Here is a 24,113-nt window from a genome sequence, read left to right on the forward strand (position 1 = left end):
TTCAGATTACTCCATCTATTTTTCAAATTGTTTATCAAAAAAATTAGTGTATTTCTTGATAATTAGTATATAATTATGATTTGTTTTGTATTTTTTACTTAGTAAACATTTTTATAATTGGTAATGATTTGTTTTCTTTAATTAATTTCTTTATATTTTAAATAGGTTTTATTTGTATTTTTTAGAATAAATTATCCTTAAATTTATGAATAATTTATAATTTTTTTATAAGATTCCTAGAAAGTTTTATTTATATTTATTATTTATTATAATTTTGCAGATTTTTTTATTTTCTTTTAAAACTTTTTTATATTTTTTAATATTAATTTTCATATCTTTTTCCGGATTTTTTCAAGATTTTATCCCTTTTTATATATCTCTAATTTTAAAATCTAATATAATAATTAATTTCCTTATTGGTTTGGTGGTTTTATGGAATTTGAATATGAGGATATTCCGAATATCCTATATCAACATAAATATCTGTTATTGTATGAATGTGATTTTAATGAATTATATGATATATTGTCAGAATGTGGTACGGTTATAAAGATTACTTATCCGAGCTCTTCAAAACATATAATGAAGATAATTCTCCATAGATTTGGTCTTGATAAAAAATATAAGGATATCACAACAAAAAGTTTGGATTTTCTAGTTGATCTGTTAAAGGAGTTTTTCAGTATCTATTATAATGATTCGTCCTATGGTCAAAAATTGAGTTATCATGAAAACAATATTTCCTTGGATAATGTTTCCTCCTATCCATATGCGGTTTTTAATCAGGATACTGTTATTTTGTTATTTGATAACTTTAGCCGTATTAAGGAAAATACATTTATCCTTTTCGATACTTTTTTTGATTTCAGTAATATTTACATTGTTGCAAACACATATGATGATGAATTTTCAATTAAAGCTAAACGAAGTATACTTTATAATTTTCTTCAGGTTAATGAAGAGGAAAATAAGATGATTATCGTTAAACAACCTTATTTGGTTTTCATTGCTATTCTTTTTGGCATATTGTATCTGGCGATTGCATTTGTCATTGAATTTAAATATGCTTTTATTATTCTTGGATCTATATGGATTACTACATCATGGTATAAATTTGAAAACTTTTTATTAAATAAGATGTGAGTCTTTCATTAGTCTTTTCAAGAAATCTAATTTTGTTTTTTCCATTAGTTTGGTGAATGGTATGGAGAAGTTTACTCATATTATAACTGGTCTATTGTTTGGGTTTTTAATTCTATTTGTTTTTAAAGCTGTTCATTTTAATTTAATCTATAATTTCTATGAATTGTTACTGTATCTTATTTTCATATCCTTGTCCTCGATTGTTCTGGATTATATTGAGTTGGGATTTCTTTCAAGTCATAGACGTCAGTTACATACTTTGTCTATCCTTATCATTCCATTGATTATCATGGTTTTTTATCCAATCATAGGCATGGCAATGTTTATAGGATTTTTAAGTCATATTTTACTTGATCTTTTAACCCCTACGGGCTGTCCATTATTTTTGCCATTTAACTCTTTATATTATAAGGTCTTTAGAAAGGAGGATAATGCAGTTAGAACAGGTTCTGCAAGCGAAAAGGCTTTAACCATTATCCTTTTCATGATACTTGTTATTGTAATCTTTTCCTGTTTTTTGGCTATTTCCGAACTCTCATATGGTTTTTATGATATCCATCATCTTATATCATCAAGTGATAACGACAGTATTAATGAAACTCATTTAAATGATACAAACGTTAGTTTTAATGACAAGAAGGTATATGTTAATGTTAACTTGGACATTAAAGGTGATGAAGAGAAAAATCTAAGTTTTACAGATTCTGATAATCGTACAAGCACTTTGATTGTTTCTAATTATGACGGTTAATGTGTTTTTATCTTTACTTTTAACTATATACTCTATTTAATAATATGGTTTTTATAGGAATACAAAACGGAATTATTTTTTTAAAATCCAATAGTAGAATTATAGGATTTTTCATAAAAAAAGAAATTATGGTGCTCTATTTTATTTTCAATTTTTTTTTAAATTAAAAGTTGATTTCAATCATTTTTTAAGTTTTAGGTGGGGTTTTAATCATTCTGTGTGTAAAGATTGATTTTAATTATTGTTTTTAAGTTCTAGATTTTGTTTTAATCGTTCAGTGGTTAAAGATTGAATTTAACTATTAAGTTATAATCAGCATTTTAGCTAAAATATCTAAAAAAAAAGAAATAAACTCACTAGTAAAACTAGTGAGTATTTAAAGAACTATTTTACAATATCAATGGTTTCATATAAAGTATTTGACCTATAGTTTTTACCTGCTGTAACTATTATGTCATATAAGTTATTGCTTAAATTAAGTGTAATGGAAGCAATTCCATTATTATCGGTACTTCTGTAATAGGTTCTATTGTTGATCTTAAAGGTTAAAGGACATTTTTTAATCTTTCTACCATTATAATCGGAAACCTCAACTTTATAAGTTCCATTTCTTCTAATCGTAGCACCTAATGACACAATCATTATATCTTTAGGTTTTATTCTTATTACTAATGTTCCATTTGATGGGGATACCCCGGTGCTTCCACTAAAGGTTATTATGGCATCATAATTTCCCACATATAGTGAGTTTAAACTAATGTTTATATCCCCTGTGGAATTCGTATTGCGCCAATAGGTTCTATTGTTAATTAATACTTTAACATATCCATTGACGATGGCCTCACCATTCTGGTTTTCAATATGTGCTGTAAGTATGGCATCGTCACCATATTCCCCACTAATATTATAACTGGTAATTCTACTGGTAATGTTTAATACATTAATGGAAACTGTAATGTTTGACGGAAGATAACCTCTTGAACCATTAAATAATATGGTGGCTTTATAGTCTCCGGCTTTAAGGTTTACACTTAAATTTACCTTACCTTCATCATTAGTTTTACGATAATAAGTACGATCACCTATAAGAATACGTATATATGAATCTTTAATGCCTATACCTTCCATATCTGTAAGTCTTCCAATTAACTGTGTGCCATTTGCATAGTACATTGTAATATTGGAACTTTCCATTTTGGTAGTATAGGAATAGATTGTCAGATTATTTCTGGTGCTAGAGCCTGTATGGTTATAATCTCCATTATATGTTCCTTCAATTATGTAGTTTCCAGGTGCATAATTTATTATAAGTGTGGCGATTCCTGATGTGTCTGTTCTTTTGTAATAAGTACGGTCATTGATTTTTATATGGATTGTTTTGTTTGATAATGCCTGACCATTCTCGTCTTTAAGCTCTATGAAATAGGAACTGCCGTCCTGATAATACATTGTAATGTTGTTTCCCTTAAGTGATGTTTTAAGTTTATTGTCATTTACTTGAATTCTGGCACTACATCTTGATGGTGTATATCCTGTATAATTAAAGGAACATTCTGCGGTATAGTTTCCAATTCCAAAGTAAATAGTCATGTTTGCCTGATAATTGTTGTTAATAGGTCTCCAGTATGTTTTATTATTGATTGTAATTTTAATGTATTTTCCAATCACCTTTTCATTGGAACATTTAACCTTTACAATGAATAATGATCCGTCATATCTTTTCATTGTCAAATCCTCAGCACTAATGGATATGTCAGTTAGGTTATCTTCCTTTAAAATATCAGTTTTGGAATTTGTTCCTGTTATTGTATTGTCTGGTTTATTGTTTTTTGTTTCTAGATTTTTTGGTACTGGATTGTTTTTTGATGCTGTTTTTAGGTTTTTGTCCTTAACGTTTGCTGTGTCTTTGCTGTTTTTATGACTGTCTTCAACGGTATCCAATTTTTTATCATTAGAAACCGTTGTGTTTTCATATAAAACCATGTTTTCATTTAAATCTCCGTTATCTTGTATCTCTACACTTTCTTTTTGGGAGTCTCCACTTATGTCTGTTGAAGATATTCCCCCTAAACTTAAAAAGAGTATTAGTAATACAACTAAGCAGATTGAAAATTTTATATGTTTGATATTTTCACCCTTTCTAGTTTTCAAGAAACACATTAAAAATAAATGCATTTCTAGTTTTGATTTTTTTAGATTCTATTTAAATAGCTTAATTTTTCATTAGATTTTATGTAAAAATTTCCATTTATAAAAACACCTAGATATTCCTTTATTTAGCTTAAAAAGAGTTCATTTGTCAATATATAAACATTTTTTACAGTTTTCTTCAATAAAAAAAGTATTGTCTGCTTTATTAAATAATAAAATATCTGGTTAGAATACTTTATTTTTTTTAATTAAGAATGTTTAAAGGGTATTTTTTTGTTCTGGCTATTTAAAACCATTGTTTTAAGATGATTTATCATACAAATTAAATTTTTTTTATCTTTTTTATAAAATTTTTAATATTGTATTATTTTCCTATTGTAATTTTTAATAGTTCTTTATCTACATCGCTTTTATTAAGTTTAACACTTAAACTTGATGAATTGATGGTTTATTTAATTATCTGTTAATTATTTTCCAGTTTTAATAAAAACAACTTAATAACTATTGTTTGTTTCTTATTTAACTAATTCCATTATTTTTATAAGATTTTTTTTATAAAACCTTTAGGATATATTTAAAAATAGGAAACATTATATTAATAATATATAATATTATATGGGTAATTTTATTATTTTCCTGACTTTTTTATTGGTTCTAAAAATTTTTAAATCATAAAATTTTTTTCTATTTCTTAATGATAAACATTACATTTATATGTATTGAAGTTTATAGATTATACTAATAGATATTGCTAAATATATCTCTATGTTGTTTTTTTCTTAAAACTATTTTTTTCATGTTTTTAAGGATTATTGTATTTATTTGGAACATAGAACCTATAGCTATGTGTGCTTTTTGCTATAGAATATTATTTTTTATCTTAATTGGCTTTATCTATCAGATAAATATCAAAAATAATTGATTTATTTGTCTTATGATGATTCTATTTAATTTAAAAATTTAGATTGCATTATAAATCATCAGTATAATGTAAATCGCAGCGGTGGATTTTTAATTAATTAGTTTATTCTATTATTATAAAATTACTAAAAAATTTAAAGAGGGAAATATAATGCCAGGACTTTTTGCAGCAGGTAAGCTTAAAAAGAATAGACAAAATTTTAAGTGGAAAGATGTAGACTATAAAAGAAAAGCATTACGTTTAGATGTTAAAGCTGATCCTCTTGAAGGAGCTCCTCAAGCTAGAGGAATTGTTATTGAAAAAGTAGGTATCGAAGCAAAACAGCCTAACTCTGCTATTCGTAAATGTGTACGTGTTCAATTAATTAAAAACGGTAAACAATTAACTGCTTTTGCACCAGGAGATGGAGCAATTGGATTTATCGATGAACACGATGAAGTAATGATTGAAGGTATTGGAGGACCATCAGGAAGATCCATGGGTGATATTCCTGGAGTTCGTTGGAAAGTATCTAAAGTAAACAATGTTGCATTATCTGAAATGGTATCAGGTAAAATTGAAAAACCAGTAAGGTGAATACTATGGCTAATTTATTATTTGATAAATGGGATTTATCTGAAGTGGAAGTCAGTGATTTAGGTTTAGTAAATTACATCTGTTTAGAAGAAAATGATGTACCTCATACTTCAGGTAGACATGTAAAAAGACAATTCGCAAAATCCAAAGTTTCTATTGTTGAAAGATTAATGAATAAAATCATGAAATCACATGTTAACTCTGGTAAAAAGAATAAAGCTTATAATATTGTCAAAGAAGCTTTAGATATCATTAATGAGAAAACTAAAAAGAATCCAGTACAAATTTTAGTTACTGCAGTAGAAAACACTGCACCTCGTGAAGAGACTACTCGTATTAAATATGGTGGTATTGGTTACCAAGTAGCTGTAGATATTTCACCACAAAGGAGAGTAGATTTATCATTAGGTTTCATCACTAATGGTACCTACAGATCTGCATTTAAAAATAGAAAATCTGCAGGTGAATGTTTAGCAAATGAATTACTCCTTGCTTCTAACGAAGATTCAAGAAGTTTTGCTATCCAGAAAAAAGAAGAAAAAGAAAGAGTAGCTAAAGCAGCTCACTAAGCTTAAAGCTAATATTATGTTTTATATCATATAGGTGATTATTTTGAGTAGACGTTCAAAAATGATTGAAAAAATTAAGGATTTGATGTATAAACCTGACCAAATTAGGAATATTGGTATTGTTGCACACATTGATCACGGTAAAACTACCTTATCTGATAACCTTTTAGCAGGTGCAGGTATGATTTCTGAAGATCTTGCAGGAGATCAAAGATTTTTAGATTTCGATGAACAAGAACAAGCTCGTGGTATTACTATTGATGCAGCAAACGTATCCATGGTTCATGAATTTAAAGGTCAAGAATACTTAATCAACTTAATTGATACACCTGGACACGTTGATTTCGGTGGAGACGTAACTCGTGCTATGAGGGCAGTAGACGGTTCTGTTGTAGTTGTTTGTGCTGTTGAAGGTGTAATGCCTCAAACTGAAACTGTACTTAGACAATCTTTAAAAGAACATGTTAAACCTGTTTTATTCATTAACAAAGTTGACAGATTAATCAACGAATTAAAATTAACTCCTGAGGAATTACAAAACAGATTTGTAAAAATCATTGCAGAAGTAAATAAGTTAATCAAGAACATGGCTCCTGAGGATAAAGTTGACGAATGGAAAGCAGATGTTGCAAATGGAAGTGTAGCATTTGGTTCAGCTTATCACAACTGGGCTATTAATGTTCCTATGATGCAAAAAACAGGAATTACCTTTAAAGATATCATTGATTACTGTAATGAAGATAAACAAAAAGAATTAGCTAAAAAAGTACCTATATCTGAAGTATTATTAAGTATGGTAGTAGAACACTTACCATCTCCAAAAGAATCCCAAGAATACAGGGTACCTCATATCTGGGATGGAGATCTTGAAAGTCCTGAAGGTAAAGGTATGATTTCATGTGATCCAAACGGACCACTTGCAGTAATGGTTACTAATGTATCTGTTGATAAACATGCAGGGGAAATTGCAACCGGAAGAGTATATGGTGGTACCATTTCAAAAGGTACTGAAGTATATTTAGTTGGTTCTCACAGTAAAAGTAGAGTTCAACAAGTAGGTGTTTACTTCGGACCAGAAAGAGTTAACACTGATGACGTTCCTGTAGGTAACATTGTATACATTGCTGGAGCTCGTGGAGCTATTGCAGGGGAAACTATTTGTTCACCTGATACTCATATTGTAGAATTTGAAGGATTAGACCATATTTCAGAACCAGTAGTTACTGTTGCAGTTGAGGCTAAAAACACTAAAGATTTACCAAAATTAATTGAGGTTTTAAGACAAGTAGCTAAAGAAGATCCTACTATTAAAGTTGAAATTAATGAAGAGACTGGTGAACACTTAGTATCCGGTATGGGAGAACTTCACTTAGAAGTTATTTCTTACAGAATCAATGAAAAAGGTGTAGAAATCACAACTTCCGAACCTATTGTTGTATACAGAGAAACCGTTGCAGGTAAAGCAGGACCTGTTGAAGGAAAATCTCCTAACAAACATAATAGATTCTATCTTGAAGTTGAACCTATGGAACCTGAATTATTTGCAGCTTACCAAGCTGGTGACCTTAAAGAAGGAAGAGTTAAAGGTAAAGAAGCAGCAAATGACTTTATGGAATATGGAATGGAAAAAGAAGAAGCTAGAAGAGTATGGGATGTATACAGTAAAAGTATGTTCATTAACATGACTCGTGGTATTCAATACTTAGATGAGGTTAAAGAATTATTACTTGAAGGTTTCGAATCAGCTATGGATAAAGGTCCTATTGCAGATGAAATCTGTATGGGATTAAAATTCAAATTAGTCGATGCAAAACTTCACGAAGATGCTGTTCACAGAGGACCAGCACAAGTATTACCCGCTATCAGAAAAGCTATCTATGGTTCTATGATGTTAGCTAAACCTACCTTACTTGAACCTATGCAAAAAGTATTCATTAATGTTCCACAAGACTACATGGGATCTTGTACTAGGGAAGTTCAAAACAGAAGAGGTACTATTGTAGATATGCAACAACATAACGATATGGTTACTATTGAATCTAAAGTACCTGTTGCTGAAATGTTTGGATTCGCTGGTGATATTCGTTCAGCTGCAGAAGGTAGATGTTTATGGTCTACTGAAAACTCTGGATTCGAAAGATTACCTAATGAATTACAAAGAAATATTATTAAAGAAATCAGACAAAGAAAAGGATTATCTGAAGAACCTTATGGTCCAGATCATTACTTAGAATAGATCTGATTTTAAATAAATAAAATAATCTAATTTAATTTATTTTATTTTATTTTTAAATTTTCGAATTAAATTTATATGTTAATTGATTCAAAACTTAAATTTTAAATTTGATTTTATAAAATATTATCAGGTTTATTAATTTTTGAAAACTTAATTCTTTCAAACTTAATGAAAGATATGAAAAAATTTTGCAAAAAATCATTATCTTTTTATATTTGAAAGTACAATTTTATATTATGCTATATTGATAAGCTAAAACTAATGATTATAATATATATTGGAGGTCAATTATAATGGCAAAACAAAAAGAACATTTAAACTTAGCATTTATTGGACACGTTGATCATGGTAAATCCACTTTAGTTGGACATTTATTATTAAAAGCTGGAGCAATCGCTGAACAACAATTAGATGATGGAGAAAACAAATTTAGATTTGTTATGGATAAATTAGGTGAAGAAAGAGAAAGAGGAGTAACTATCGATTTAGCTCACCAAAAATTCTCCACCGATAAATATGATTATACTGTTGTAGACTGCCCAGGACACAGAGATTTCGTTAAAAACATGATCACTGGTGCTTCCCAAGCAGATGCAGCTGTACTTGTAGTAGCTGCTGATGATGGTGTAATGCCTCAAACCAAAGAACACATTTTCTTATCAAAAACTTTAGGTATTAACCAACTCATTATTGCTATTAACAAAATGGATGTTGTAGATTACTCAGAAGATAAATATAATGAAGTTAAAGATGCTGTTTCAGCTTTAATTAAATCTATCGGTTACAAACCTAGTGAAACTCCTTTCATCCCTATCTCTGCATTTGAAGGAGACAACATTAAAGAAAACAGTAGTAATACTCCATGGTACAAAGGAGACGCTTTAATCCCTGCATTAGACAAACTTGTTGTACCACCTAAACCAATTGACAAACCATTAAGAATTCCTGTTCAAGATGTATACTCAATTACTGGTGTAGGTACTGTACCTGTAGGTAGAGTAGAAACTGGTATTATGAAACAAGGTGAAAACGTTATCTTCGAACCTTCCGGAGCAAGTGGAGAAGTTAAATCTATCGAAGAACACCACGAAAACATGCCTTCAGCTGAACCTGGAGACAACATCGGTTTCAATGTAAGAGGTGTAGGTAAAAACGATATCAGAAGAGGAGACGTAGCTGGACATGTTGATTCCGCTCCTACCGTAGCAAAAACCTTTGATGCACAAATTGTTGTTTTACAACACCCTGGTGTAATCACCGTAGGATACACTCCTGTTTTCCACTGTCACACTGCACAAATTGCATGTACTTTCATGGAATTATCTAAAAAATTAAACCCTGCTACTGGTCAAGTTGATGAAGAAAACCCTGACTTCTTAAAAACCGGTAACGCAGCTATTGTAAAAGTTAGACCAACCAAACCTATGGTAATTGAAAACGCTAGAGAAATCCCTCAAATGGGTAGGTTCGCTATTCGTGATATGGGTCAAACTGTTGCTGCAGGTTTATGTATTGGTATTGAACCAGCTAAATAGATTTAATAATCTAGAACTTTTAAGTATTTAAAAAATCATTTTAAGTTTTTAAAACTTAATTTGATTATTTATTTTTTTATAAATTTTTCATAAATATTATTGAATTGTTGTTTTTAATTTGATTTTTTCTTTTTTATGGAGAATTTCGGATTTTTTTCTTAGAAGTTTCCTTATTAACTATTATTTTTTCGTTTATTTTTTGGAGGAAAATTAATGAGTCAAGCTAGAATTAAACTTACTGGTACAGATCCAGAAAAACTTGCTTATGTTTGTGATCAAATTAAAAAAATCGCTGAAAGAACTGGTGTAGACCTTTCTGGTCCTATCCCACTTCCAACTAAAAAATTAGTAGTTCCTACTAGGAAATCTCCAGATGGTGAAGGAAAAGCATCTTGGGAAAGATGGGAACTCCGTATCCACAAACGTTTAGTCAGTATTGATGCTGACGAAAGGGCTATGAGACAAGTTATGAAGGTCAACGTACCTGATAATGTAAGTATTGAAATTGAGCTTAAAAGCTAAATAATTAATTTTTTTAATTTTTTAGCTTATATTTAAGCTATTTTTAGTAAATTTGTTAATATTATTTATTTATAAAATTAGTGTATACTGTATTTGTTTTAAAGAAAAATAGTTATATTTTTATATATTAAAATACAAATTTATGTATACTTTTATATTTAACTTGTAATAGTTTTTTAATACATATTTTATTTATGTGCCGAGATAGTCTAGTCTGGTAAGGCGCAGGACTTGAAATCCTGTGGAGCTTTCTCCGCCTGGGTTCAAATCCCAGTCTCGGCGTTATTCTTTTTTATAACATTTTTATAATATTTTAGTTAGATTTTTACCTTTTTTTAGATATTCTTATTTTTCTTGTTTGATGTACTCATACATTTTATGGGATTTTCTATTGTTTTATTCAGATCATTTCATTTCCAATTTGTTCAATGATTTTTAAAAAACGGTGTTTTTCCATATATTTGCTATCTAAATATACATCTTCATACTTTTATAAACAGAGTTTCTTTTTTTATATAACTATTTTTAAAACTCCTGTAATGATTCATTTTAAAATCTATCTGATATTGTTTTATTCTCATTTACTTTTAATTTAATTCAATGAATTTCATTTATTAAAATATGCTTTTACCCGATACTTGATTCATTTTCCAAATATTTGGAAGTTTGTTAAACTGTATATATTTTTTATATTTTTTATGAATATCTAAATATAATATTTTAATTTTGATATTTAACTAATCAATAAAATCATAACATTTATATATAAAGTTCACCATAAAATTAATTGTATGTTTGAAACTATTAAAAATAATGTGAATTTTAGTAAATCTTCATTTGCAGCATCCTCACTGGGATTCTTGTTTTTAATGATTTTAATATCATCAGTAAATGCTGTAGATGTACATGATAAACATTTTGTAATGGACTCACCAGGTAGCGATATCTCTTGTTCTGCTTTTTTAAATAATCCAGGTTCCATCTCAGATGTTAGTATTGAGAAAAATGACCGTTTGTCCCATGGTGAGTTAAGTGAAGAACCACATAATCGTCAAAGATTAAGAAGAGTTGAAGATGAAAGCTTAAACTTTAATATTAATTACATATCCAAGATATGATTTTAAACCTTCTTTTTTAATTTTTTTATCTTCAAAAACTATTTATATAAAACAGGATTTTTTAAGCATTTTCTAATTCTGTCTCTTGTTCTATCTAATGGTTATTGGGATAGTTTATTCTACTCATTTTTTATTCCTTTATTTTATTAAATAAGAATAGATTTTTCTCTCTTATTATTGTTATTTTAAAAATTAGCGAGAGGTAATTTAGTATTTAATTAATTAAATTAATTTAAATTAAATCAAATTTATATAATCTCAAAATATTGGTTCTTATTTATTTTTATTAAATATTCTAAAAATAGGTGTTTTATTAAAATTATTGGAATTAAGAATCTAATTTTAGTTTATTATTCCATTTTTTTTAGATTTTTTAAAAACAGATCTTTTATTAAAAATATTGATTAGAGATTTAATAATCTATTTAATTCTCCATCAAAATCGTTAAGATTGCTTACCTGTATTTTATCATCTAAACCTTTTATATGGGGTCTATCTATAATAATCATTTTAATTCCTAATCGGTCAGCTGCAATGATTTTCTCCTTAAATCCACCGGTGTCTCCACTTTCCTTTGTAAGAATTATCTTTGCATCTACTTTTTTAAATAATTCTAAGTTTTCATTTATGTGGATTTTCTTATCTTTATTTTTACTTGCAGTCATTGGAAAAATGTGATCCTCTATAATTCCAAGTTCCTTACATTTGTCCATTGAAGATTTTACCTTAAGAACCCTTATGTAGAACCTATCTTTTGAAACATATTTTAGAACATCACTTGCAGTGTTGATTCCTCCAAGGTGGAGTATATTTCCTTTTGTAAAATTATTTTTAATTAATAATCCTCCATCTTCAAATGAATCTACATGGAAGACATTACTAAGATTTATATTTTCCATATCCTCAATATACATCGGTTCCCTTTCAAACCTAATAAATGGTATTTTCATCTCATCAACAATGGAACATAATGTATTTGTAATATGCTCTGCAAATGGATGGCTTGCATCAACTAACAGGTCAACCTTTTCCCCATTTATGACTTGTATTAAATCTTCTTTTGGAAGGGGTCTTGTAATAACCTTATCGCTTCCAGCATTTTTAGCAATATTTCCACCATATTCTGTAGTGGTACTTGTAACAATTGAAATTTCGGGATATCTTTCCTTTAAGAATTCAATTATATCTATGGATTCTTTTGTTCCGCCAACTATGAAAATTTTCATATAAATCATCTAAAAAAAGTTTTAGAGTATTTCTATTAAATACTCTTTTTAAGTAATGTTTTTCTCATTATGAACTCAGCTACAAATATGGTAGCTGCTACAACAAATATTAAAATCCAATCCATTATTCCAATGGATGCTGTTTTGAATATTTTTTGAAGGGGTCCAATATATATTACACATATTTGGAGTATAAGGGAAAGTAGCATTGCAAAGGCAAAATATCTGTTTTTCTTTTCTGAGTCGGACCTATTACAGTATGCACTAAATAATTGGTATACAACAAACAGTGTAAATGCAACGGTCATGGATTTTTCAAGACATAATTTAGTTCCAAGGCGGGTATTTGTATTTAATTCATAAATAAATACTCCTAAGGTACCTACTGCCATTACAATACCTGAGATTAATATTCTTATATAGTCTTTTCTCTCCAGAATATCGCCATTCTCAGGTTTTCTTTCCATAATGTTTTTCTCAGCCCCTTCCATTCCAAGTGACTGTGCAGGTGGTCCGTCCATTATAATATTGATCCAAAGGATCTGTATGGCATTAAATGGTAATGGTATGTCTATTATCGTTGCTCCAACAATGGTGAGTATTGCACCTACATTGGTGGATACCTGGAATTTCACAAACCTTTTGATATTGTCAAATATTTTACGTCCCTCTTCAATTGCCTTTACAATGGTTGCAAAATTATTGTCTTGTAAAATCATATCGGAGGATTCTTTTGCAACATCTGTTCCATTACCCATTGCCACTCCAATGGATGCTTTTTTAAGTGCTGGCGCATCGTTTACACCATCACCAGTCATTGAAACCACATTGCCTTTTGATTTTAAACTCTCAACAATTCTTAGTTTTTGTTCCGGATAAACCCTTGCATAAACTTGAATGTCATCTGCAATAGCCAGGTATTCCTCATTGCTTAACTTATTTAATTCATCACCTGTTAATATTTTACCGTCGGTTAATATTTCAAGTTCGGAAGCTATGGCTGCAGCAGTATCTTTATGGTCTCCTGTAATCATTATCACCTTGATTCCAGCAGTCTTACATTTTTTAATAGCCTCTTTTGCCTCTTTTTTAGGCGGATCCATTATTCCAATAAGTCCACTAAAGATAAATTCCTTTTCAACATTATTCTCTGTTAAATTATTCCTATCCTCAATAAGTTCTTTATCGTCTATAATCCTATATCCAATGGCCAGGACTCTTAATGCTGACTGGGTCATGTCTTTAGTTGATTTGTTAATTCTGCTTCGTGTTTTTTTGGTAATTCTTTCGATTTTACCATTATTGTCTATGTATTTACAGGTTGCAAGTATGATTTCAGGCGCACCTTTTGTAAATGCTATTAGTTTTTTATCATTTAAGTCAAACTCTTTGTCTTCAATGATTTTTATTTGCTTTAATATATCGTTTGTCCTGCTATCCTCGTTAATACTGTGAATTGTGGTCATTCTTTTTCTATCACTTGTAAGTGGGATTTCCTTAATACGAGGATATCTTTCTTTTAGGTTTTCTGTTTTATAATCAGATTCCTCTGCAAACTGTAAAGCTGCGCCATCAGTAGAATCTCCAATTAATTTACCTTCTTTGATTACAGCATTATTACAAAGATATGCTCCTTCATATGTTTTGTTTGAATAGATTTCACTTTCCCTTACAGTCATTTGATTAAGGGTAAGTGTTCCTGTTTTATCTGTACATATGATATTACAACTTCCAAGAGTTTCAACGGCAAGCAATCTTCTAATGATTCCATTGGATTTCGCCATCTCTTCCATTCCAAGGGCAAGGGTTAAGGTCAATACTGCAGGTAATCCCTCTGGAACTGCAGCTACTGCAAGTGCAACAGCAGTCATAAAATTTTCTACAAGACCCATTCCTTCGAAGGATTCAAGTATGAACACAAATACACAGGTAATTATGGCAATGAAACCGAGGATTTTTCCAAGTTTGTCCACCTTTTCCTGAAGTGGCGTTTCTGGTGATTCCTCTTGTATGACTGATGCTATCTTACCAATGGATGTGTCCATTCCAATGGCATATACAAGTCCCACACCTCTTCCTGAAACTACATTTGAATCCATATAAACTAGATTGTCTCTAATATTTTCATTAATATTATTTTCAACATCCAAATCAACATTATCCCTATATTTGGCTGTTTTATTTACGGGATCTGATTCTCCTGTTAATGATGATTCGTCTATTTTAAGCTCTGCAGTTTCTAATAAAAGTAGATCTGCAGGTATCTTGTCTCCCTCTTCAACAAGTACTATGTCTCCAATTGTAAGATCTTTTGCATTAATTTTGGATATTTGTCCTTTTCTTCTAACAACTGCCTTTTTATTTACGAGATTTTTCAATTCATTCATTGCTTTTTCAGCTTTATACTCTTGTCTATAACCTACAACTGCATTTAATACAACAACAAAGAGAATAACTAATGAATCTATTATATCTCCAATAAAATATGATGCAATAGCCGCTAGAATAAGAAGTATTATAAGTATGTCTGCAAATTGCATTAGGAAAATTTGGATCTTACTCTTTTTTTTCTTTTCTTTAAGTTCATTTGGACCAAATTTAGCTTGTCTTTCATTTACTTGGTTTAAGGATAGACCTTCTAAATTTGTGTCATATTTGGATAAGATTGCATCTTGTATTTTCATAATGTCCCATTTTACAGATTTTATAAAAATAGATTAACTAAATAAATTTCTATATATTCTTTAATTATCTTATTATTTAATATTATTTTAATTACTGGTATTTTTTATTCATTGTCTTTAAAATCATAAACATAGAAACTAGCTTTTTTATAGTTTTTCATTTTCATAATGTCTATTTTCGGGTTTAAATTTTCGCCGGTTAATGGTTTAATTATTAAATAGCTTTTAATGTTTCTTGCTAAATCAAGTATATATGGTTGTAGCTCATGTGGGGGTCTTATTGAGTATATTAAATCAAGGTTTTTATACAAATCATAATCAGGATTTGTTAAGTCATCTTTTATTATATCATCCCTTGAAGGTTCAATGTCTGTTTTGATTATATTCACATTGTCTTTTTTATTGAGATAATCGCTTACAGAATAGAAATGACCAATGGCTACCTCTCCAACATTAAACTTTCTATCAGGTATAAAAGTTGCAATATATTCTCCAAAATCCTTCCACATTATTGTCTCTCCAAAAAAAATTATTCTTTAATACTTTCTTATTTATATTTAAAATGTTTAAATTTTTGTTTATTTAGTGGTATGTTTTTTAGAAAAGTTTTTTAAACATTAATATATAATTAATTATTGAGATTTTTTTATTAGATTAGGTTTTATAGGGGTATTTTTCATGATAATTCGTCAATTTACAGAAAGGGATTTTAAAAGGATTTATGAAATAGAAGCCATGTCCTTTGAAAATAGTTATGGAAATGATATAATTTTGAAACTCTATAAAATCGGTTCTGGTTTTTTGGTTGCAGAGATTAATGATTATGTTGTAGGTTATATTATCTTTTGGATTAAGCAGGAAGGTGAAGGTCATATCATTTCCCTTGCAGTTGATAAAAACTACAGAGGTATTGGTATTGGTTGGGGACTTTTAGCTAAGGCCGTTAAGGTTCTTAAGGAATGTGATCTTGATTATGTCTCACTTGAGGTGGATGCTGAAAATGAGGGTGCTGTGAGATTTTATAAAAAATTTGGCTTTAAGGTTGATAGGAAGGTACCTAATTATTATGAGAATGGTAATCCTGCATTAATCATGTTCTACAGATTTAAGGATAAAACTAACAATTAATTTTAATTTTAAAATAGTATTATGTAGAATGTTTTTTATTTTATGATGGAAAGTATTTTTTTATAGAAAAAGTTGGTTTTTATTTAAAACTTGTTTTTAATTTTATAATAGTGTGTAGAATCTTCTTTATCTATAATGAAAATAGTTTTTTTTATAAAGAAGGTTTGGTTTCTATTTAAAAATAGTATGTGTGTAGAATCTTCTTTATTTTATAATGGAAAGTAGTTTTTTAAAAAATAGATCTTAATACAATAAATAAAAAATAGAAATAGTTTAGACTAATTATTTAGTCTTTATTTCATCATCTGAGTTAAGTTATTCATTTCCATTTGGCCCACTTGTTCGACTGTGTTCATATCAATTGTACCACTTGCAAACATAGCTATTATAAGTGCTATATAGAATGTTATTATTGCAAGTTGTATTACTCCATGTCTTTTTATTTCCGGGTCTTTACGGGTTAATAAATAGATTGCGACTATAATGCTAAGGATATTACCTAATATTGCAAGTATGTATCCAATTATTATGAGAAGATTCATTTTTCCAGAACGGGTACTTTGCTCTTGTATATATGGTCCGGAATTGTTTCTATCATTGCTATAATTTTGATTTGTATTGTGAGAATTGTTAGGATTATTATTTAAATTATCTTCAACGTATTTGGAAAATTTATCGTCAATTTTAATAGTCTCTGCCGGATTTTCCTCTGTAAATTCTGTTCCACAGTATACACAAAATCCATATCCTGCAGTATCCACCTTTCCACATTTTGGACATCTTTTCATTTCCATTTCAATACATCTCTGTTTTTTTATAATTGTCCTATAATTCATTAAGCTTTATATTAAATTAATAGTCTATTTAAATTAACATTTATATCTTTCTATTGTTTTTTTATCTAAAATTTAATTTATTAGATAGTTTCTATTTTTAAGTAATAGGCTTTTAGGTATTCTATTTTTTTAAGATCTCATTTACGATTTTATCTATATGGACATTGGCACTGTCTATCACTGGAATCGGTATTTCTTCCTCATCAATAATTAAACTAAGTTCTGTTGAGGTTATTATTAAACAGTCAATGTCCCTTTCCTGATTTATTGTTTTTTTAATAATCTTTAGGATTTTCTCTTTTTTGTCCGGTAATACTATTCCATTTTCAAGATTTGGATATATGATCTCCTGTATTTCCTGGATATCCATGGAATCTGGTATTATTGACTTAATTTTATATCGTCCTAATCTTTCCTGATATATGTTATGTGTCAATGTAAATGAGTTTCCAATAAGTAGAACCTTTCTATAGTTATTCCTTACCACCTTGTCGTATACACAGTCAAGAATGTTTATTATGGGAAGTGGTGATTTCTTAATTAAATCATCTATTACTATATGGCATGTACTTGATGCTATTACTATTATCTCTGCACCTGCAGATTCCAGATTTCTTATTGATTTAAGAAGTATCTTTTCTACCTGTGTGAAATTCTCATAGTCTATCTGCTCTATCACTTCCTCCATATTTAAACTTTCAATAAGGATATGGGGATAATATTCGTCAAATCGGGAATTTTTAAATTCTTCAATTATCTGTTTATAGTATTTTATTGTGGATATGGGACCTATTCCTCCAATAATGCCTAATGTTTTCATATTATCCTCCCTATTTTATCTTATCTTCTTCTGTGTCTTAATCCTATAAATAATAATATTAATCCAATAGCTACCAGTATAGGAATTCCATAGAATAATAAATCCATATTGTTAAATGATTTGAATTCACTAGTTGCAGGTAAATTCATAGTGCTTGAATCTTTGTCGTCTGATGTAATTGTTGCAAAGTTATAATAAATCTGCATATCCTATTTTAGCCCCATTATACTCAATATAGTCCGGCGCTTGATTATGTTCATCCATATAATTTACAACCTCCTCTGCCATAGCCTCATAATCATAAATACTATAGGAGGAGTTTGTACCTGTTGAGTAATTCTGAGGATTGTCTGGAGCTTTATACTCTTTAGGGCTTTCTAAGCTACTGCCTGCCAGATATGATGACAGTAGGTATAATGCTTGAGGTGTTGTATATGAACTATAGCTATCTTTTAGTTGTCCGGTTTGCTGTGCAAAAAGGATATCCTGTGATATGTCACCTATTGTACTTACATTAAGTTGTCCCCTTACGACATAATCATTGTTGAGAGTTTTGCTTGATGAGTCATAGCTATTTACATCCTCTATTATCTGATCTGCAATATATTTATTCACCTGGCTGTCACTATAGTATATGTCTCCTGATGAATCTGTTTTATCCGGATATGCCTGTGCAGGTTGTATTGTGGATATCCCTGCTTCGGATAGGAACTGTCCCGGATTTTTGATAGATAGGAAACTCTCACTAGACCAGTTATCATCCCATGCTCTACGTAGGTTACTTAGATTGTTCAAATCAAGTGATCCTACATTAACAACTATGACCTGTTTAGAAACCTGTGAAGAATATCTGGCTAGCTCGTAGTAATTTGCCGCATCTGCAAATGCGATGTTTACACTGACATCGGTATCTGATTCCATTGCACGTGTTCCCTCACCAGGTGCAGGTGACTGGGAATCAACAATCACGGTTATATCACCATTACTATCTGATTCGATATAATTCTTAATTTCATTCATCATCTTAACTTCTTCACCCTGTTGTCCAAAGATTGAATCCGAAGTTAAAAATACTGTTGTTGCACTAACGGCACTTATGCTTGGTGCAAGAATCAGTATTGTTAAAATTAAAAATACACTTAGTTTTTTAAACCTCATAACATTCCTCTATTAAAATCAAATTTATTATCTATTTGATTCTTATGATATTTAATAATATTTTAAAAAAAGATGTAAAAAATTTAATAAAAAATAATAAAAAAAGTAATAGATTTAATTTATCTAAATCTATTGTTTAATTTGAACTGTTGGTATAACCTTAGCCTCGGCAGCATTCAATACGCTTGTATCACTTGTATTTGTTGTAAATATGATATCATACTCTGTATCATTTACTATAAATCCGATATCTCTTGTAATATTGTCATATTCGCTATAGGTTATGTTATACCCTGTAGTGCCACTTATATTAATATAGTCTGAATATATAAGACTTCCCTCTTGGTTTGCCTCAACATTTGCTGTTATCGTTGAAATCATACCGCTGATGGAATGTTCCTCTCCAGGAACTAGACTGTTGTTATATAACTTTACACTTACATTATCTCCATTAAAAACAGCCATATATCTGTCACTGTCTGCATGGGTATATTCCTGAGGTATAGTTAAGCTATATGCTGTGAAGTTATATGTGTTATTAGTTTCGTTTGTATTTGTAGCATTTTCATTTGAAAGTACATATGCATAGTTTACAACTAAAATAAGAAGGATAATTCCAGCAATTATGATTACATGTTTTTTATTAATGTTTAATTCTGGTTTTGACTCCATTAAGTTCGGTTTCTTTCTAGGTTTATCCTTTTTATTATTAGCATTATTATTTTCAGGATTACTTATTTTAGATCTTTCATAGGTAAATATATTTCCAAGACTTGCATCTTTCTTCTTTTTATCTGTATCTGATTCAGTATCATCGTTTTTACTGAATATATTTACTGCCTTGTCTTGAAGTTCTATTTTCTCATCGGGTAATTTAGTATGACAATCTAAACAGTATTCCTCATTGTTAATATGTTCTTTACCACATTTTGGACAATACTTCGCCATTTTATCCCTTTTTTAATAATTTTTAACAAATTAGTATTTTATTGAATTATTCTTAAATTATTTATAATTTTATAATAAATATTATTTAATTATTATTGGTTTTATTTAAAAGTTTAAGTATTTTTACAAAACATCTAAAAAAGAAAAATAATTATTGTTGATTTTATTTGATGTTTGATATTTTAAAAAGGAAAAGGATTTTTGTCTATATATTTAATACTTTTCTCAATATTTTCAATTTCATCATTATATGAATCTATATCATCAGATACAAACAGGAATCCATATTCTTTTTTATCCTTTATAAATCCAAATGTACGATACTCGTAATTCTTTGTACCATTTTTACTTATGACATCATACATCTGTATGCCATTGACTTCTTTTATGGTACTATTTTCTATTAAAGCTCCATTTCTTAAATCTAAATTTTCCGTGGAACTTTTAATCTGATTTAGGTTTCTATTGGAATCTTTTGACTGATATACACTCAGTACTATATTATGTCCATTGTCTCTTCCTGCATAACTTCCAATAACATTAGTTTCTGACTCGTTAAATTCCTCCCATGTGGTTGGTAGCTTAAATGTTATTATCTTATTGGAGTATTCTCCAGGCTCATTTGTCGGATTAATGTAGTTTAGGGAATTTTCATTAATGTAATTAAATGTGAATGTCGCTCCAATAGCTATTATTATAAGTATGACTAATATTAATGTTCCATGTTTATGTAGGACTTTAAAGTGTTTTTTATTTAATCGTCTATTCTCTCTTTCCTTTAAATCCTTCTCTTCAATAAACTCTTCAACACTTTCCATGTCACTTTTGGTATATTCTGAGTATGGATTTTCTTCAATGGTGTGTATTGGATATATTGTATTGGACTCTTCCATCTCCATTGTTTCGATTATTTCCTCTACTTCTTGCTCCTGGTTTCTATTTATTTCGGGATATTCTTCCCTTGAGGGTTGGTATGTGTTTGTTGTCTGATATTCCCCTTCCTGGTTTGGATAATATTCCTCACTAGGTATATAGTCAGTGTCCTCTTTGATTGTATAGTCTTCATTTGCTCTGTAATCTGTATTTTCAATTGAATAATCTTTGTTATAGTTTGTATCTTCTTTGATTGTATAGTCTGTATTGTCTAATCCGTAATCTCTATCATTTTCAATTGGACTATCCTCATGATTATAACCGGTATCTTCCTTGATTATATAATCATCATTATCTTCTTTAACATAAGTATCATCTAAATTGTATTCCTCAATTGGTCTAGGACTATTCTCTCTTATTATTTGAGAAATAGGCATATGATACTCATCAGGATTGTCTTCATCATTATTTGTTTTGGAATTAGAGGTGTTTCTTCTTTTTTCTGTAAGTTCCTTATAGTTTAAGGAATTTTTATAGTATGAATCTTTATCTACTAGTCTTTCACCACATTCCTTACAGAACTTTTCAGGACCTTCTGTTTCTGTTTTACAAATAGGACAAATTTTTGTCAAGAAATAGCACCAACCATATCTAATTAGAATTATTTATGTTTAGATAGTATTTATATTATACAGTTAATTTAGATTAAAAAGAGTATTCTTATGTTTTTATAAAATATGTAAGTAAAGTGTTTTTTTCACTCTACCTACTGTGTGTTAAAAAATGAGATAAAAAACAAAAAAAGATTATTTTAAATAATCTTTATTTTTCTCTTTATCCAACTAATTATATTTGTTTTTTTAGTATTTATAACTTTGTATTTAAAATATCTGAGTTCTATTATAAAATTTTATATGGGATTAAAACAAAGAATATGGCCTTTATTGGTCTTTTAAAATCCATTTAATGGCATTTATTTTTATGTTGTTTGTCCATACCTTTGCCTGGCTTTTATGTTTGCTTTTACTGTCATTTTGCTTTTCTAAAGAGCTATTTAAAACTCTTGATTTGGCCTCAAGTTCTATAAGTAACTCCTTTAGTTCTTCTTCTTCCTTTCCAATAAGTGTCTTTAAAAAGGTTTCCTCAACTTGGCTCTCAACGCTTACTATCTGTTTTTCTTTATCGAGTCTTTCATTTGAATTTAGAATATTTTTCGTGCTTTCATTAAGATAATTTGATCTTTTTTGAATTTCCTCTGTCGTTTTCATTATCTCACTTTTTACTCCTTGTTTATGGTTTTATCAAAATCGTCTAAAAGATTTAAGATATCCTCTTTACGTGCTATGGTATTTAACCATTCTTTAGGTATTGAATCATAGCCATAATAAATACCTGCAAGTCCTCCACATATTGCTCCTACTGTGTCGGTGTCAGATCCTAAATTTACACTTTTAAGCAATGCCTCCCTATATGAATTTGTATTTGCTAATGTCCATAGCACAGCCTCAAGGGTATCTATCACATAACCTGAACTCTTGATGTCATCCATGTCTAAATCAAATATTTCCCCTGAGAAAATCCTTTCAAATCTTCCCCTTTCCATATCGAACTCCTTGTCATCTTTATAATATTTTAATATGTCATCAATGGATTGGTTAATTGAATCCCTAAGACTTATGTCATTGTTTAATAACTTAACAGCTATTTGACAATAAAGGTGACATGCAATCTTTGATCTTTTATGGTTATGTGTAAGTCCAGATACATTGTATATTAATTCCACATCCTCGCTGCTCATCCTTTCATTAATCAGATAGGCTACTGGTAATATTCTCATGAGGGATCCGTTACCGTTATCATGTTCATAGCCTCCTCCACATTTTAGAGGATTTACTCCATCATCATATCTTGATATGGCTAGAACGGTAGTATGGCCTACATCAAAGGTTTCACCGTCAGATGTATAGTCTCCATTATGGTACCAGTTGGAGAATTTCGTCATCATGTCCTCATAATCGATTTCCGGATGTTTTATTATGCTGTCTATAGTTGCAAGGGTTAAGGAACTGTCGTCTGAAAAGGTTCCCGGAGCTTTATTATATGTTCCATAACCTATCATTTTTTCTATCGGATTCTTCTCAAGTTCCTTCCTTGACTTGAATTCAACAGGCACTCCAAGTGCATCCCCTATAATTAATCCTATAATTCCATCTTTACTGTTCATAATATCATTCCTGTATCATATAAAAAAATAGTTAATTGGATTTGAAGTGGCCATCTTATAAAAAAAATAGTTTAAAATGGAGACCAGAAACTCATAGGTTCATAGAATCCATAATAATTTAATAAATAATGGTTCAACGGGTTTTTATTTGCATAATAATTTATTTCCGCTGTAAAATTATCACGGTCTATTAATCCATTTTTATATTTGTATCTGACCCATTCAATGTGTTTACTGTCCTTGTTTAATTTTTTATAATATTTTGTTATGTTCTCAGGTATGCTGCCTTCATTGGCATAATAGATGTTACTTATTGCCTCAAAGTTTCTATCGTCTTTATAACTGATACTTGGTCCGTTTGATTTGTTTTCCTCAACCTTCTCGATTAACTTTGCATCGGCAATACTGCTTATGTTGTATTTCTCCTCAAGCTTAAGGTTTTCCATAGCTTCCTGTTTGTCTTTATCTACATCATGAAAATAAGCTAAAATATAAATCGCTGCAATTAATACTATAACAATTACTATAACCGTAGCTTTTTTCTTCATTTTAATCCCTAATCTTTTTTATATTTTATAAATGTCGAATTTCAATTCTCAACTTAGCAATGTATAATGCATGGACCTTTACAATGTTGAATCCCGATTCTTCAAAATATGATGCCTAAAATATGGATATGCATCTTAAAATCAT

The 24,113-nt window shown here is 29.4% G+C and carries 22 protein-coding genes and 1 tRNA gene; 10 read left to right on the forward strand and 13 right to left on the reverse strand.

Annotated features, from left to right (window positions below):
* Nucleotides 1–432: 432 nt before the first annotated feature.
* Entirely contained in the window at nucleotides 433–1,143 is a 711-nt protein-coding gene (locus ON24_RS07180) for a hypothetical protein (protein WP_016357963.1), read from the forward strand.
* Between the two features lie 61 nt (nucleotides 1,144–1,204).
* Entirely contained in the window at nucleotides 1,205–1,894 is a 690-nt protein-coding gene (locus tag ON24_RS07185; RefSeq protein ID WP_076621413.1) for a metal-dependent hydrolase, read from the forward strand.
* A gap of 384 nt (nucleotides 1,895–2,278) precedes the next feature.
* Here the strand turns inward: ON24_RS07185 and ON24_RS07190 are convergent, their stop codons facing one another.
* Nucleotides 2,279–4,045: an Ig-like domain repeat protein gene (locus ON24_RS07190; protein ID WP_040682459.1), complete on the reverse strand. Its 1,767-nt coding sequence runs from the start codon at nucleotides 4,043–4,045 to the stop codon at nucleotides 2,279–2,281.
* A 1,072-nt stretch (nucleotides 4,046–5,117) separates the two neighbouring features.
* Between ON24_RS07190 and ON24_RS07195 the strand changes: the two genes are divergently transcribed.
* From ON24_RS07195 to ON24_RS07225, 7 genes are all read left to right on the forward strand, one after another.
* Nucleotides 5,118–5,543: a 30S ribosomal protein S12 gene (locus tag ON24_RS07195; protein ID WP_016357966.1), complete on the forward strand. Its 426-nt coding sequence runs from the start codon at nucleotides 5,118–5,120 to the stop codon at nucleotides 5,541–5,543.
* A 5-nt stretch (nucleotides 5,544–5,548) separates the two neighbouring features.
* A complete protein-coding gene (locus ON24_RS07200; protein WP_016357967.1) occupies nucleotides 5,549–6,112 on the forward strand; it encodes a 30S ribosomal protein S7 in 564 nt (187 codons plus the stop codon).
* Nucleotides 6,113–6,155: 43 nt separating this feature from the next.
* The gene (locus tag ON24_RS07205; protein WP_040682460.1) at nucleotides 6,156–8,348 is read left to right on the forward strand and encodes an elongation factor EF-2; all 2,193 of its coding nucleotides are present in this window, start codon (nucleotides 6,156–6,158) and stop codon (nucleotides 8,346–8,348) included.
* A gap of 293 nt (nucleotides 8,349–8,641) precedes the next feature.
* Nucleotides 8,642–9,883 carry a translation elongation factor EF-1 subunit alpha gene (gene tuf / locus ON24_RS07210; protein WP_016357969.1) on the forward strand — a complete coding sequence of 414 codons (1,242 nt, stop codon included), beginning with the start codon at nucleotides 8,642–8,644 and terminating at the stop codon, nucleotides 9,881–9,883.
* A gap of 213 nt (nucleotides 9,884–10,096) precedes the next feature.
* A complete protein-coding gene (gene rpsJ, locus ON24_RS07215; RefSeq protein ID WP_016357970.1) occupies nucleotides 10,097–10,405 on the forward strand; it encodes a 30S ribosomal protein S10 in 309 nt (102 codons plus the stop codon).
* A 198-nt stretch (nucleotides 10,406–10,603) separates the two neighbouring features.
* Nucleotides 10,604–10,687, forward strand: a tRNA-Ser gene (locus ON24_RS07220).
* A 509-nt stretch (nucleotides 10,688–11,196) separates the two neighbouring features.
* The gene (locus tag ON24_RS07225; protein WP_152411900.1) at nucleotides 11,197–11,523 is read left to right on the forward strand and encodes a hypothetical protein; all 327 of its coding nucleotides are present in this window, start codon (nucleotides 11,197–11,199) and stop codon (nucleotides 11,521–11,523) included.
* A 404-nt stretch (nucleotides 11,524–11,927) separates the two neighbouring features.
* Here ON24_RS07225 and cobK read toward each other — a convergent pair whose 3' ends face one another.
* The 3 genes from cobK to ON24_RS07240 all read right to left on the reverse strand — a co-directional run bounded on the left by cobK (nucleotide 11,928) and on the right by ON24_RS07240 (nucleotide 15,942).
* Nucleotides 11,928–12,749, reverse strand: coding sequence for a precorrin-6A reductase (gene cobK / locus ON24_RS07230; RefSeq protein ID WP_050553591.1), 822 nt, complete (start codon nucleotides 12,747–12,749; stop codon nucleotides 11,928–11,930).
* A 35-nt stretch (nucleotides 12,750–12,784) separates the two neighbouring features.
* A complete protein-coding gene (locus ON24_RS07235) occupies nucleotides 12,785–15,433 on the reverse strand; it encodes a cation-translocating P-type ATPase (protein WP_040682463.1) in 2,649 nt (882 codons plus the stop codon).
* Nucleotides 15,434–15,537: 104 nt separating this feature from the next.
* Nucleotides 15,538–15,942: a UPF0146 family protein gene (locus tag ON24_RS07240; protein WP_040682464.1), complete on the reverse strand. Its 405-nt coding sequence runs from the start codon at nucleotides 15,940–15,942 to the stop codon at nucleotides 15,538–15,540.
* Between the two features lie 169 nt (nucleotides 15,943–16,111).
* Here ON24_RS07240 and rimI point away from each other — a divergent pair, with 169 nt between their 5' ends.
* Nucleotides 16,112–16,561 carry a ribosomal protein S18-alanine N-acetyltransferase gene (rimI, locus tag ON24_RS07245; RefSeq protein ID WP_040682465.1) on the forward strand — a complete coding sequence of 150 codons (450 nt, stop codon included), beginning with the start codon at nucleotides 16,112–16,114 and terminating at the stop codon, nucleotides 16,559–16,561.
* A 293-nt stretch (nucleotides 16,562–16,854) separates the two neighbouring features.
* Here the strand turns inward: rimI and ON24_RS07250 are convergent, their stop codons facing one another.
* The 9 genes from ON24_RS07250 to ON24_RS07285 all read right to left on the reverse strand — a co-directional run bounded on the left by ON24_RS07250 (nucleotide 16,855) and on the right by ON24_RS07285 (nucleotide 23,968).
* Entirely contained in the window at nucleotides 16,855–17,355 is a 501-nt protein-coding gene (locus ON24_RS07250) for a zinc ribbon domain-containing protein (protein ID WP_040682466.1), read from the reverse strand.
* 163 nt (nucleotides 17,356–17,518) lie between these two features.
* Nucleotides 17,519–18,217, reverse strand: a complete 699-nt coding sequence (locus ON24_RS07255) for an aspartate/glutamate racemase family protein (protein WP_040682467.1) — start codon at nucleotides 18,215–18,217, stop codon at nucleotides 17,519–17,521.
* Nucleotides 18,218–18,237: 20 nt separating this feature from the next.
* Nucleotides 18,238–18,423: a hypothetical protein gene (locus ON24_RS09000; protein ID WP_050553592.1), complete on the reverse strand. Its 186-nt coding sequence runs from the start codon at nucleotides 18,421–18,423 to the stop codon at nucleotides 18,238–18,240.
* Nucleotides 18,407–19,375 (reverse strand): hypothetical protein, encoded by a 969-nt coding sequence (locus tag ON24_RS07260; RefSeq protein WP_050553593.1) that lies wholly within the window; start codon nucleotides 19,373–19,375, stop codon nucleotides 18,407–18,409. The genes ON24_RS09000 and ON24_RS07260 overlap by 17 nt, the downstream gene beginning before the upstream one ends.
* A gap of 129 nt (nucleotides 19,376–19,504) precedes the next feature.
* A complete protein-coding gene (locus ON24_RS07265; RefSeq protein WP_016357979.1) occupies nucleotides 19,505–20,323 on the reverse strand; it encodes a zinc ribbon domain-containing protein in 819 nt (272 codons plus the stop codon).
* Nucleotides 20,324–20,505: 182 nt separating this feature from the next.
* On the reverse strand, nucleotides 20,506–21,828 hold the full coding sequence (locus tag ON24_RS07270) for a hypothetical protein (RefSeq protein ID WP_016357980.1): 1,323 nt from the start codon (nucleotides 21,826–21,828) through the stop codon (nucleotides 20,506–20,508).
* 309 nt (nucleotides 21,829–22,137) lie between these two features.
* Nucleotides 22,138–22,464, reverse strand: coding sequence for a hypothetical protein (locus tag ON24_RS07275; RefSeq protein ID WP_040682468.1), 327 nt, complete (start codon nucleotides 22,462–22,464; stop codon nucleotides 22,138–22,140).
* Between the two features lie 11 nt (nucleotides 22,465–22,475).
* On the reverse strand, nucleotides 22,476–23,420 hold the full coding sequence (locus tag ON24_RS07280) for an ADP-ribosylglycohydrolase family protein (protein WP_040682469.1): 945 nt from the start codon (nucleotides 23,418–23,420) through the stop codon (nucleotides 22,476–22,478).
* 71 nt (nucleotides 23,421–23,491) lie between these two features.
* Nucleotides 23,492–23,968: a hypothetical protein gene (locus ON24_RS07285; RefSeq protein WP_016357983.1), complete on the reverse strand. Its 477-nt coding sequence runs from the start codon at nucleotides 23,966–23,968 to the stop codon at nucleotides 23,492–23,494.
* Nucleotides 23,969–24,113 lie beyond the last annotated feature (145 nt).

This window comes from Methanobrevibacter boviskoreani JH1 (assembly GCF_000320505.1).
In the GTDB taxonomy this organism is placed as follows: domain Archaea; phylum Methanobacteriota; class Methanobacteria; order Methanobacteriales; family Methanobacteriaceae; genus Methanarmilla; species Methanarmilla boviskoreani.